The 11,840-nt window shown below is 71.8% G+C and carries 8 protein-coding genes; 3 read left to right on the forward strand and 5 right to left on the reverse strand.

Going from position 1 to position 11,840, the window contains the following annotated elements; genetic code table 11:
- The first annotated feature begins 61 nt into the window (after positions 1 to 61).
- From rsmG to ACZLMO_RS05925, 3 genes are all read left to right on the forward strand, one after another.
- Positions 62 to 721, forward strand: coding sequence for a 16S rRNA (guanine(527)-N(7))-methyltransferase RsmG (rsmG, locus tag ACZLMO_RS05915; RefSeq protein WP_425714012.1), 660 nt, complete (start codon positions 62 to 64; stop codon positions 719 to 721).
- 1,468 nt (positions 722 to 2,189) lie between these two features.
- Complete coding sequence (locus ACZLMO_RS05920) at positions 2,190 to 3,284, forward strand: ParA family protein (protein WP_425714011.1); 1,095 nt, start codon at positions 2,190 to 2,192, stop codon at positions 3,282 to 3,284.
- Between the two features lie 3 nt (positions 3,285 to 3,287).
- On the forward strand, positions 3,288 to 4,601 hold the full coding sequence (locus tag ACZLMO_RS05925; protein ID WP_425714010.1) for a ParB/RepB/Spo0J family partition protein: 1,314 nt from the start codon (positions 3,288 to 3,290) through the stop codon (positions 4,599 to 4,601).
- 124 nt (positions 4,602 to 4,725) lie between these two features.
- Here ACZLMO_RS05925 and ACZLMO_RS05930 read toward each other — a convergent pair whose 3' ends face one another.
- The 5 genes from ACZLMO_RS05930 to ACZLMO_RS05950 all read right to left on the reverse strand — a co-directional run bounded on the left by ACZLMO_RS05930 (position 4,726) and on the right by ACZLMO_RS05950 (position 11,832).
- The gene (locus ACZLMO_RS05930) at positions 4,726 to 5,727 is read right to left on the reverse strand and encodes a D-alanine--D-alanine ligase family protein (protein WP_463653149.1); all 1,002 of its coding nucleotides are present in this window, start codon (positions 5,725 to 5,727) and stop codon (positions 4,726 to 4,728) included.
- 84 nt (positions 5,728 to 5,811) lie between these two features.
- Positions 5,812 to 7,179: an aminotransferase-like domain-containing protein gene (locus tag ACZLMO_RS05935; RefSeq protein WP_463653150.1), complete on the reverse strand. Its 1,368-nt coding sequence runs from the start codon at positions 7,177 to 7,179 to the stop codon at positions 5,812 to 5,814.
- A gap of 271 nt (positions 7,180 to 7,450) precedes the next feature.
- Positions 7,451 to 7,771, reverse strand: a complete 321-nt coding sequence (locus tag ACZLMO_RS05940) for a thioredoxin family protein (RefSeq protein WP_463653151.1) — start codon at positions 7,769 to 7,771, stop codon at positions 7,451 to 7,453.
- 4 nt (positions 7,772 to 7,775) lie between these two features.
- A complete protein-coding gene (trxB, locus tag ACZLMO_RS05945; RefSeq protein ID WP_425714006.1) occupies positions 7,776 to 8,825 on the reverse strand; it encodes a thioredoxin-disulfide reductase in 1,050 nt (349 codons plus the stop codon).
- Between the two features lie 94 nt (positions 8,826 to 8,919).
- Positions 8,920 to 11,832: a hypothetical protein gene (locus tag ACZLMO_RS05950; RefSeq protein ID WP_425714005.1), complete on the reverse strand. Its 2,913-nt coding sequence runs from the start codon at positions 11,830 to 11,832 to the stop codon at positions 8,920 to 8,922.
- Positions 11,833 to 11,840 lie beyond the last annotated feature (8 nt).

Genomic DNA, 11,840 nt, shown 5'->3' on the forward strand with positions numbered 1-11,840 from the left:
CGCCGGTTCACCGGCTGCTGTCCCTTCCGGTGTCGCGAGTGCGGCTGAGGACGGTGATCCGGTGTCGTCTGACGTCGACCTCGAGGCTGCCGAGAGTGCGGTTGAGGTCCCGGGCGCCGGGGTCGCCGAGCTGTTCGATCTTGCCTGGGCACCCGCCCAGCACTTCGCCCAGATGCTCGCCGAGGAAGGTGAGCTCAGAGGTCTCATCGGCCCGCGGGAACTACCGCGCCTGTGGAGTCGGCACATCGTCAACTCCGCCGCCGTTGCTCAGTTCGTGTCCGAGGACGACTCGGTCGTCGACGTGGGCTCAGGTGCGGGGTTCCCCGGTGTGGTCGTGGCGATGTTGCGACCGGACGCAGCGGTCCACCTCGTGGAGCCGATGGAGCGGCGGGTCGACTGGCTGCACGACGTGGTCGATGAGCTCGGTCTCGACAACGTCGAGATTCATCGGGCTCGTGCGGAGGAGATGCACGGGGTCCTCAAGGCGTCGGTGGTGACGGCGCGTGCAGTCGCGGCTCTCGACAGGCTCTCCCGATGGACGATGCCGCTGGTGGCAGGTGGCGGGCGTCTGGTCGCGCTCAAGGGTGAGCGGGCGAGCATCGAGGTGGAGAAGGCGCGGAAGGTCCTGCGCAAGCTTGGTGCCGCGAGCACGACCGTCGAGTCGGTGACTCCGGTCCCGGGCGGCGAGAGCACGACCGTGGTAGTTGTCAACAAGCGTTGACTATCTTGCGTCCCCGGAACGCGCGGACGGGCCGCGCGGTTGGCCTCGTCGATCTCGGTGGATCGATGCCTATGCATGGTTTGTGTGACTGCATGAGTTTTGCGCTCGGCCAGTTGAGTGGTGCCGCGAGGCTGCCTTCTGGGAGTGCTGCTGGCCACGGAGCCGCCTCCAGGTTGGGGGGCGTCCCGAGAGATCGCGGTTGAGTTGTCTCGGCTCTGCACTCCGCAATGTCGACCCATGGTGGTGTGCATGCCACAGGTGCGCCGGGTGGCCGGCGCCGAGGCGCGCTGCGTGCGGATCGTGGGGGTGCGTCGGTGCCGGGTACTGGTTCTCAAGAGGGTGGTGCGGCGGTCCCCCGGTCTCGGCCCGGATCCCTGTGGGCATCCTTTGCCGGCAGGCACGTGCGCTGCTTCTGCTGTTGAGCTCCCCGGGTCGCCAGCAATCCTGGCCCATAGGTCGGAGGCCATGTGTCTTCCAGGAGTCCGTCGATGAGGCGTGGCTCCGCTAAGCCGCCTGGTTCAGTGCTGGGCCCGAGCGGTCAAGTGGCGATCTCGAGTTTCACGTGAAACCGGTGTCGCCCAAACTCTGAAGCGAATCAAGCTGCAGATGCGCTGTCGAACGTCCGGTGACCGCGTCGATGACTCGGTGGTGGCACGACAGAAGTAGTGCTCGTGCTGGCACCTGACCATGAGTGCTCACGGTGCTCGAGGCGCTGCCTCGCGACGGACGGTGGAACCAGGCACGACGCGGTTGGTCGATGTAGGCACGACAGCACGGTTTCACGTGAAACGGGATCAATCCATTGGAGCGGTGCTCGAGCACTGAGAGTAGAACTCCGAACGGGCGAGCCAGGTGGTCCCCGAGTGAACGCCGCAAGAGGCCGGCACCCTGCTTCTGGCGTGGCCGATATATCGCATCGTTGCTGGATGTTCGAGGCGGCGAAGACCTGAGCATGCGTCCCGTCCCGTCGCGTTTCACGTGAACCAAGTACGCACAGTGTCGTTGTGCAACCTCGGAGCTTGGTCGGCGGCTACGCAACGACAGATGGTTCATGCTGCACTAGCTCGAGGTACAGGCGGGGGCGACGGATGTGTCCATACGACGGTGAACAACACTCTGGTGGCGGCCGATAGGTGCCCTCGGCCGGAAGGATTCACGTGAAACAGCCGGCGAGCACAAAGCCGCGACTAGTAGCCAGCGGAACGCGACGCCTGGCTGCAGAGGTGCACTCACCATATGTGGTCGGTGCGCTCATGTTGTCGACCGATTGCGCGCATCAAGTGCCCCACCACCGAACGTCCTACATCCTCGTGCGCACAGCTACGGCGATGCGTGCCAAGACGGGTGCCCGGCGAACGGACAGATTGGTGGGTGACAACAGTGCCGTCACCACCTCTGTGCACGATGACGACTACACGGGGGTGGTGTTCCACGTGGAACACCACCCCATGGAGCTGCTCCTCCGTGAGTGGCAAGCCACGGGACAGGCTGTGGACGGACATCAGTTATCGCCAGAACCGGCATAGACTCGGACAGCCTTACACCTCAGGGTCTGGAGACAGGACGCATGGCAGATCGTACGACCGACGCCGCTCAGGACGACGTCCACGGACTTGCGGCCGTGCCGGAGGACGACCAGGACGACGCTCTCTCGCACACCACGTTCGATGCCGACGAAACGACGCCGCTCGCACAGGAGCTCGCTCAGCAGGCGGAGCGCCGACGGCGCCTGTTCGGCAAGGACATGCCAGAGCCCACACAAATGCGGACCATAACGGTAGCCAATCAGAAGGGCGGTGTGGGAAAGACCACAAGCGCCGTGAATCTGGCTGCTGCGTTGGCCGAGGGCGGCCTGCGGGTTCTCGTCGTCGACAACGACCCCCAGGGAAACGCCTCGACGGCGCTCGGCGCCGGGCACGACCCCGGGACGCAGTCGCTGTACGACGTCCTCATGGGGGAGCTGACCATCGCCGACGTCGTGGTGCCGGCACCGTTGCTGCCGGGCGTCGAGGTCGTGCCGTCGACGATCGACCTGTCGGGTGCCGAGATCGAGCTGGTCTCCGAGGACAACCGCGAGCGTCGGCTTGCCGATGCGCTCGACGCCTACGTTCAGCATCGCAAAGACGCAGGTCAGGAGAACATCGACTACATTCTTGTCGACTGTCCCCCGAGCCTCGGGCTGCTGACGATCAACGCCTTCGTCGCGGCTCGCGAAGTTCTCATCCCGATCCAGTGCGAGTACTACGCGCTCGAGGGACTGACGCAGCTCGTCCGTAGCATCGGCCTCATCACCGAGCACCTCAATCCTGACCTCGTCGTCTCGACGATCCTGTTGACGATGTACGACAAGCGCACCAACCTCTCGCGGGAGGTCGAGCACGAGGTCCGGACGCACTTCCCGGACCAGGTCCTCACGACGGCCGTCCCGCGCTCCGTGCGAATCTCCGAGGCGCCGAGTTTCGGGCAGACCATCATCACGTACGACCCGACGTCGTCGGGAGCCCTCACCTACCGTGAGGCCGCGCTCGAGATCGCCGTACGCGGCGCTGCACCGAAGGAGTAGGGCATGGCGGAGAAGCGACGCGGCCTGGGCCGCGGAATCGGCGCGCTCATCCCCACCGGACCGCCCGCAGGTACCCGTGCGGCACGACCGGCGGACATCTTCTTCGATGGACCTGGAACGGCGCAGGCTGAGACGAAACAGCAGGTCACGGGCCCGGCTGACGCGCTCGAGACGATGCCTGGTGCAGCGCCCGACGAGTCGGTATCCGCCGAGTCGCCGGTGACCGCCGCTCCGGACAAGGCGACGGCGGGTTCCATGCGCACGAGCACGACGGTCGACGCAGCAGCGACGCCGGCGGAGCTCGAGCAGTCCCGCTCCGGCAGGACCGCGATACCTGACGACGCGGGGACGTCGACCGGAGCGATCGGCACCCCGAGCTCGGACGGTGACCGCACCTATCCGGATGCTGGTGCCACCGCAGTGCGCCGGTCGGAGGACGCCTCGGTGGCGGTCGACGACGATGGCCTCCGCCCGGTACCCGGGGCGACCTACGCCGAGGTGCCCGTCTCCTCGATCGTCCCCAACGCCCGCCAGCCTCGGCAGGTCTTCGACGAGGACGACCTCGACGAGCTCGCCGCATCCATCCGTGAGCTGGGCGTGCTGCAACCGGTGGTCGTCCGTCCGATCGCGACCCAGGACCCGCGGCGGAGCGACGACGTCCGGTACGAGCTCGTCATGGGCGAGCGGCGCCTGCGCGCATCGATGCAGGCGGGCCTGACCGACATCCCCGCGGTCATCCGCTCCACGGACGACACCGACCTGCTGCGCGACGCGCTCCTCGAGAACCTGCACCGCGCCCAGCTCAACCCTCTGGAGGAGGCCGCGGCGTACCAGCAGCTGCTCGACGACTTCGGCGGCACGCACGACGAGCTCGCCCGGCGGATCGCCCGGTCCCGGCCGCAGATCTCCAACACGCTGCGGCTCCTCAAGCTGCCCGCGCTCGTGCAGCGGAGGGTTGCAGCGGGCGTCCTGTCGGCCGGTCACGCCCGGGCTCTGCTCGGTCTCGAGGACGGTGCCGCCATGGAACGGCTGGCGCAGCGGATCGTGGCCGAGGGGCTGTCGGTGCGTGCGACGGAGGAGGCTGTCGCGATGGGCGAGGGGCCGACGAGACCCGAGCTGCGTCGGCGTCGGGCGCCTGCTGCCCACTCGGAGCAGCTCGACCGTCTCGCCGGCCGGCTGTCCGACCGGCTCGACACCCGCGTCAAGGTCTCGATGGGTCAGCGCAAGGGTCGGATCACGGTCGACTTCGCCTCGGTGGAGGATCTCGACCGCATCCTCGCGACGCTGGCGCCGGGCGAGCAGGTCGACTCGGACTAGTCCTCCGTGCTGGACCGCGGGCAGACAGCTCTGCCCGCGCTCAAACGTCAGAACTCGACGTCGAACCAGGTCAGGGGGATGGCTGGCGACATTCTGTCGCCGTGGCCGCCGGTAGAGCCTTGCGTCAGCCGTTCGCTCCGCGCTCCACGGCGCGGCGGGCCAGTGCCAGGTAGAGCTCTTCCGCCGTCGTCGGGCCCTTGGACGCCGCCTGGGGGAACAGCGAGGTCTCCGTCATGCCGGGGGCGACGTTGATGTCGATGACCCAGGGGCGCCCGTCGTGGTCGACGATCATGTCGATCCGGGAGAGGTCACGCAGCCCCAGGGCGGTGTGCACGGTCGTCGCGGTCCGGGCAACCTCGGCCGCCACGTCGGCGGAGAGCCGGGCAGGGACGAAGAACTCGGCGCGGCCGGGGTTGTACCGGGCGTCGAAGTCGTAGGGGCCGTCCGATGTCGCGATCTCGACGGGCGGCAGGGCGACAGGCCCGTCCCCGAGGTCGACCACCGAGACGGCGACCTCGGTCCCGTCGACCGCACGCTCGATGAGCGCGTCAGGGCCGTAGGCGAAGCAGGCCACCATCGCGCCCGGCAGCTGAGCCCGGTCCTCGACGAGGGTGACCCCCAGGGCAGAGCCACCGGCCGCCGGTTTGACGACGAGCGGCATCCCGAGGCGGCCGACCACGGCGTCGAGCACTCGGCGCGGACCGACCTCTCGGAACAGCGACTGGGGCAGTGCCACGTACGACGGCGTGGCGACCCCGGCGTGCTCGAGGACCGCCTTCGACACCGGCTTGTCTGACGCGAGGCGGGCCCCGGCGGCACTCGAGCCGACGAACGGCAGGCCGAGCACGCCCAGGAGGTCCTGGAGCGAGCCGTCCTCACCCTCGGCGCCGTGGACCACGGGCCACACGACGTCGGGATCGAGGGCCGCGAGCCGCTCGAGCAGGGCGCCGTCGAGGTCGAGGATCTCGACGCGTGCGCCGGCCGACCGCAGGGCACCGCCCACACGCCGTCCCGACCGGATCGAGACGTCACGCTCGTGGGTGAGCCCCCCGCTCACCACGGCGACGGTCAGCTCCTCGGGGTTTCCTGCACCTCCGGGCGCCGGTGCGGCGGCCGCGTCGTCCATCTCCTGCTCCTCGTCTCCGTGCGGTCCTTCGACCGTCGTCGCTGTGGGCTGTCGTGGGATGCCCGGGCCGGCCCGGGCGTTGGGTCAGCTGGCGTCGGCGCCCGGGACGTCGATCGTGCGCTCACCGGGGGTGGGGATGTCGTCCGCCGTCCCGAACATCTCGACGAGGTCGCTCTCCGCGCGGACCACGTCCGCGAGGCGACGGACTCCCTCCCGGATGCGTTCTGGCGTCGGGAAGCAGTAGGACAGTCGGATGTGGTCCTGGCCGGTGCCGTCCGCGAAGAACGCCGTACCGGAGGTGTAGGCGACCCGGTTGGTAACCGCGCGGGGCAGCATCGCCTTGGCGTCGAGTCCGCGGGGGAGGGTGAGCCACGTGTAGAAACCGCCGGTCGGGACGGTCCAGGACAGGTGCGGCAGGTGCTCTCCGAGCGCGCCGAGCATCGCGTCGCGCCGCTCGCGGTACATCTCGCGGAACGACTTGACCTGCCCGTACCAGTCGAACTCCTGGAGGTATCGCGTCACGATCATCTCGTTGATGACCGACGGCGAGAGGATCGCGGACTCCGCGGCGAGCACGAGCTTCTCGCGCACGGCGAGCGGGGCGTACGCCCATCCGACCCGCAGGCCGGGTGCGAACGTCTTGGAGAAGGAGCCGAGGTAGACGACGGCGTCCTCGTCGTAGGACTTGAGGGCGGGCAGCGGGTCGGAGTCGAAGCCGAGCAGCCCGTACGGGTCGTCCTCCATGATGAGGACGCCGTGTCGGCGCGCGATCTCGACGATGCGGGGGCGCCGCTCGAGGGTGAGCGTGACGCCGGCCGGGTTGTGGAAGTTCGGCACCGTGTAGAGGAGCTTGACGGTGCGGCCGGCGGCCTTGAGCTCGCCCAGGATCCGCTCGAGCTCCTCGGGGATCAGGCCGTCGTCGTCCATCGGCACGTGGACGACGTCGGCCTGGTAGCTCCGGAACACGCCGAGCGCGCCGACGTAGCTCGGCGCCTCGGCCACGATGACGTCGCCCGGGTCGATGAAGATCCCGGTGACGAGGTCGAGCGCCTGCTGCGACCCGGTGGTGACGACGACGTCGTCCGGGTGCGCGTGCATCGCGGAGTACCGCATGACCTCGACGATCTGCTCGCGCAGCTCCTCCTCGCCCTGCCCGCCGCCGTACTGCAGCGCACGGGTACCGGACTCGGCGACGATCCGGCCGATCATGTCGCCCAGGTTCCCCAGCGGGAGGTCGGCGATGTTCGGCATGCCCCCGGCGAGGGAGACCACCTCGGGCCGGTTCGCGACGGCGAAGAGCGACCGGACCTCGGACGCGCGCAGGTGGTGGGCGCGACCCGCGTAGCTCGAGCGCCACGGGTCGAGCCGGGTGCCGGCGGCCGCAGCAGCGGCGGCAGCCGCGCGCTGCTCCTGCTGCTCGACCTGGCCGTCCTGGCTGTCCGTGGTGCTCATCGCCTGCTCCTCGTGGCTCGGTGCGCTTGTGCGCGGAGGTGCCAGTGTGCCACCGCCTGCCCCGGCGGCCCGGGACGGCTCACGTGCGGGTGCTCGACGGGTCGGTCGGCGGGGGGCGACGGAGCAGCGGGACGGGAGCCGACGACGAAGGGCAGCCCTCAGCCGTACTCTCGACCACACGGGGGTCGATCTCGCCGACGACGAATAGCAACCCCGCTTGCACGAACCGCAATCTCGACGACGACGAACCGCAATCTCGACGAGGTCGGGGTCAGGGGGTGAGGGCGTCGTCGATCGTGGACAGCAGCGCCGGCTTGGTCTGCGCGCCGACGAGGACGCCCACGCCCTCGCCGGCCCGGCGCAGGTGGTAGGTCGGGATCGTGCGCACGCCCCAGCGTTCGGCGATCTCGGGGTGCTCGGCGGTGTCGACGGAGACGACGCGGACGCCCGGTCGCGCGCCGGCGACCTCCTCGAGGACCGGGGTCATCAGCCGGCACGGGCCGCACCACTCGGCCCAGAAGTCGACGACGACGAGGCCGTCCGACGCGAGGGCACTCTCCAGGCCCTCGGCGTCGACCGGGGTGACGTGCACGCGCTCAGCCGGCGACGGGCGTGGCCGAGCCGACGGCGCGGGCGGCCGGCTCCGCGTCCTCGACGGTGGCGGACTCGACCTCGGGAGCGCCCGGGGACACGGTCCCGTGGGCGAGGTCGCCGAGGTAGCGCTCGGCGTCGAGGGCAGCCGAGCAGCCGGTACCGGCGGCGGTGATCGCCTGGCGGTAGGTGTGGTCGACCGCGTCGCCGCACGCGAAGACGCCCGGCAGGTTGGTCGCCGTCGTCGGGTGGTCGACGACGATGTAGCCGTCGGTGTCGAGCCCGACCTGGCCGGCGACGACGCCCGTGCGGGGGAGGTGCCCGATGGCGACGAACATGCCGGTGACGGGGAGGTCACGCTCCTCGCCGCTCGTCGTGTCGCGCAGCGTGAGCGACTCGAGCCGCTGGTCACCGTTGATCTCGGCGACCTCGGAGTTCCAGGCCATCTGGATCTTCGGGTGGGCGAGCACGCGGTCTGCCATCACCTTCGAGGCGCGCAGCTCGTCGCGGCGGTGGATCATCGTCACCTTGTCGGCGAACTTCGTGAGGAAGAGTGCCTCGGTGGCCGCGGAGTCGCCGCCCCCGACGACGGCGATGTGCTGCTCCTTGAAGAAGAACCCGTCGCACGTGGCGCAGTAGGAGACGCCCCGACCGGAGAACGTCTCCTCCTTCTCGAGGCCGATGTGCTTGTAGGCGCTGCCGAGCGCGAGGATGACGGACCGCGCACGGTAGGTGCCGTCGTCGGTCGTGAGGACCTTGACGTCGCCCGTCAGGTCGGTCTCGACGACGTCCTCGTACAGGACCTCGGCGCCGAACCGCTCGGCCTGCTCCTGCATCTTCGTCATGAGGTCGGGCCCCATCACGCCCTCGGGGAAGCCGGGGAAGTTCTCCACCTCGGTGGTCGTCATGAGCGCGCCACCGGCGTCGATCTGGCCGGCGATGACGAGGGGGGCGAGGTCCGCGCGGGCGGCGTAGATCGCGGCCGTCCAGCCGGCGGGGCCGGAGCCCACCACCACGACGTCGTGGATCTTGTCGGCGGCGCTGGTCTCGGTCATGACTCTCCTCGGATGTGTCGTGTGCTCCTGCGCGGGGCAACAGCGGAGCCGCTCGCGATGTTCCCGCGCGCGGCCGCCGGTGGTGCTCGCCCCGCTACTGGACGGTGATCTCGGCGATCTCCGCCCGGTTGGCCCCGTCGGTCCCGGCGGTCGGGAGCTCGGTGATCCAGACGATGAGGTGGGCGGTCTGCGCGGGCGTGTCCCACGTGAACGTCGTCTCCCCGGCCTCGAGCGGTCCCTCGGCCAGCAGCGCGCCCTCCCCGGGGGTGGCGGGGTCGGAGACGCGGATCTCGACGTGACCGCCCTCGCCGTCGGCGAAGGTGTCGATCGTCAGGCCGCTGACCGCGCTGATGTCCTCGAGCCAGACGAGCAGCCCGGTGCCGGACTTCACCCCGTAGGTGGGGGACTGGTAGGACAGCGACCGCCAGTAGGTGTCGATGTCACCGTCCGCCGCCAGGGGTGCCGTGTCCGCGTTGTCCGTGCCGCCGCCCTCCGGGTCGACGAGCTCGGTGCGCGAGAGGACCGGGGCCGGCAGGTCGGAGTCGGCCCCGGCGGTCGGCGCCTCCGACGGGCTCTCCTCGACCGGGTCGGGTGTGACGACGGGCGGGGTCTCGCTCGGGAGCTCGACCGCGGAGGTGGGCGTCATCAGGGTCCGGGTCGCCCACCAGGCGCCGAGCACGACGACGACGAGGAAGAGCACGACGACCCACGGCATCGGGTCGATGGTCCCGCGGCCGACCTCGCGACCAGCCACCCGGTCGTCCATGAGCGAACCGTCGTCGCGCGCGTCGGCACCGTCGTCGGGCCGGTACGCGGCCGCCCCGCCCCGCGCGGATCGTCCGGAGCGGCCCGCGGCGGAGACGGGGACCTCGCGGGTCCGCTCGTCGACGGCAGGGAGCTCGTCGGAGCCGGACGTGCCGTAGGGGACGTCCAGCGGCTGCTCGCCCGCCTCGTCGTCCTCGAGGCGGCCGGGGTTCGAGAGCCGCTCCTGGATCGAGCTGCGCGCGCGGCCCACCGAGCGGCCGAACGAGGCGGAGGCACCGCCGATCCCGGCCGCAGCCGCTGCCGCGGCGGCGGAGGCCTTGGCCCCGATGGACGGTCCGGCGCCGGCAGCGCCCGGGCCGGCTGCGGTTCCCGCAGCCGCGGGGTGGCCGGACCCGCGGCCGGTGCCGGGCGCGTGCTCGTCCCCGTGGGTGGCGCCCGCACGCTGGACGGTGCCGGTCGTCGCGCCCGGGTGCTCCCCGGGTGGGGGAGGGGGCGCACCGGCCGCGCCGTGCGCGGACGCGGGACCCGCACCCGCTCCGGCAGCGCCGGCGCCTGCGCCGGCTGCACCAGCCGCCCCCGCACGTCGGTCGCGGCCGGCACGGCGCCCGTCGCCCTGCTCGGGGGCGCTCCCCGGTGCGTCGGGATCGGGCAGTGGCAGGTGGGCCGTGGCGACCCGTGCATGCCGGACCGGCGGACGTGCGCCGCCGACGACCCGCCGGGTGAGCGCGTCGAACCGTGCCGCGGTGGTGGTGGGGACGATGCCCTCGAGCGGGTCGGGCGCGCCGTCCTGCCCGGGTCGGCCGTGCGGCGCGGAGCCGTCGGGGGCCCCGGTCGCACCTGCGGCGGTGCCCGACGTGCCACCGGGCGGCGTGCCGTACGGGGTGGGGCCGCGGCGTCCACGCGACGTCCCGTCCGTGGGCCGGGACGTCGGGTCCTGCGAACGGTTCGACGGGTCCTGCGGACCGGCCGGTGCGCTGTGCGGGTCGCGCGGCGCACCGGCCCCCGAGGCAGATCCCTCGGTCGGACCGCCCGAGCGCCCGCCCTGGGCGCGGTCGTGGGAGTCGGTGGTGCCGGACCGGTTCTGAGCAGCGGCCGCACCGGCGGCGAGCGTTCCGGCCGCCGCCGCACCGAGACCGGCGGCACCGGCGGAGGCAGCAGAGCCCGCGGTGGAACCGGAGCCCGCAGCGGCGCCCGCAGGCGCGGAACCCGCGGACCCGTCGCTCGGCGGGATCGACGGCGGTCCCGGGCGGCGGCGCAGGCGGCCGCCGAGCGTCGAGGACGGGCGCTGCTCCGCGGGGGCGGAGGCAGGGGCCTCGGGCCGGTCGTCGTCGACGGCGGAGATCTCCTCGGTGGAGGCGTCCGCGGGCGGAGGCGGAGGGGGCGCGGGTGTCGCCCCAGGGCCGGAGGCCGAGCCGGACGTTCCGCCCGCGGCACCGGTCGCGGCAGCACCCGCAGCGCCGGCAGCACCCATACCTGCAGCGCCCGCACCAGCGCCCGCGGCGGACGCGCGCGAGCTGCGCTCCGGCGTCGTCCCCCCGGCGGGCGGAGGCGGCGGGGGAGCAGCGCCCGCGCCGGCGGACGAAGTCGCGGACGAGCGGCGCACGGACCGCGGTGGCGGGTCGATGTCGCCCCACGGGGCGAGGGTGTGGAAGAGGTCGCCGGCGCTCGACGGACCAGCGCCCTCGTCGAAGGTGCGCACGCACAGGTCGTCGAGGTCGGGCGGGACCCGGTCGACGAGCGTGGCCGGCGGGGGCGGGGCCGAGCCGTCGTCGGTGCCGACGGGACGTCCGGTGAGCGCGAGGTAGAGGAGCCCGACGAGGTCCCCGGCATCCTTCCGGGAGGCGCGGGCCGGGGTGAGGACGAGGTTCTCGCCGAGCGCGTTCGCGACACCGGTTCCGGTGACCATCACCTCGCCGTCGTCGGTCACGCGGACCGACCGCGCGTCGAGGGCGAGGTGCCGGACGCCGTGGCGACGCGCGGAGTCGAGGGCGGCGGCGGCCTCGCCCACGATGGCGCGCGCCTGCTCGGGCGGCACCGGTCCGTGGCTCGCGTAGTCCGCGAGCGTGGTACCCCGGGCGGGCTCGCCGACGACGAACGCCCGCCCCTCGCTCGTGGCCACCTCGTAGATCCGTCGCAGGCGCTCGTCCTCGACCAGCGAGGCGCGGCGCGCGGCGTCGAGCACCTCCTCGGTGGCCGGCTGCGCCGGGTCGAGGAGCAGGACCTCGACGGGCCGGTCGAGCACGGTGTCCT

This window comes from Georgenia sp. G2120 (assembly GCF_055326485.1).

What these genes read in the sequence shown, in the direction of transcription:
- ACZLMO_RS05925 (WP_425714010.1), top strand. Translation starts at nt 3,288, where the DNA reads ATGGCGGAGAAGCGACGCGGCCTGGGCCGCGGAATCGGCGCGCTCATC.
- ACZLMO_RS05930 (WP_463653149.1), bottom strand. Translation starts at nt 5,727, where the DNA reads ATGGACGACGCGGCCGCCGCACCGGCGCCCGGAGGTGCAGGAAACCCC.
- ACZLMO_RS05935 (WP_463653150.1), bottom strand. Translation starts at nt 7,179, where the DNA reads ATGAGCACCACGGACAGCCAGGACGGCCAGGTCGAGCAGCAGGAGCAG.
- trxB (WP_425714006.1), bottom strand. Translation starts at nt 8,825, where the DNA reads ATGACCGAGACCAGCGCCGCCGACAAGATCCACGACGTCGTGGTGGTG.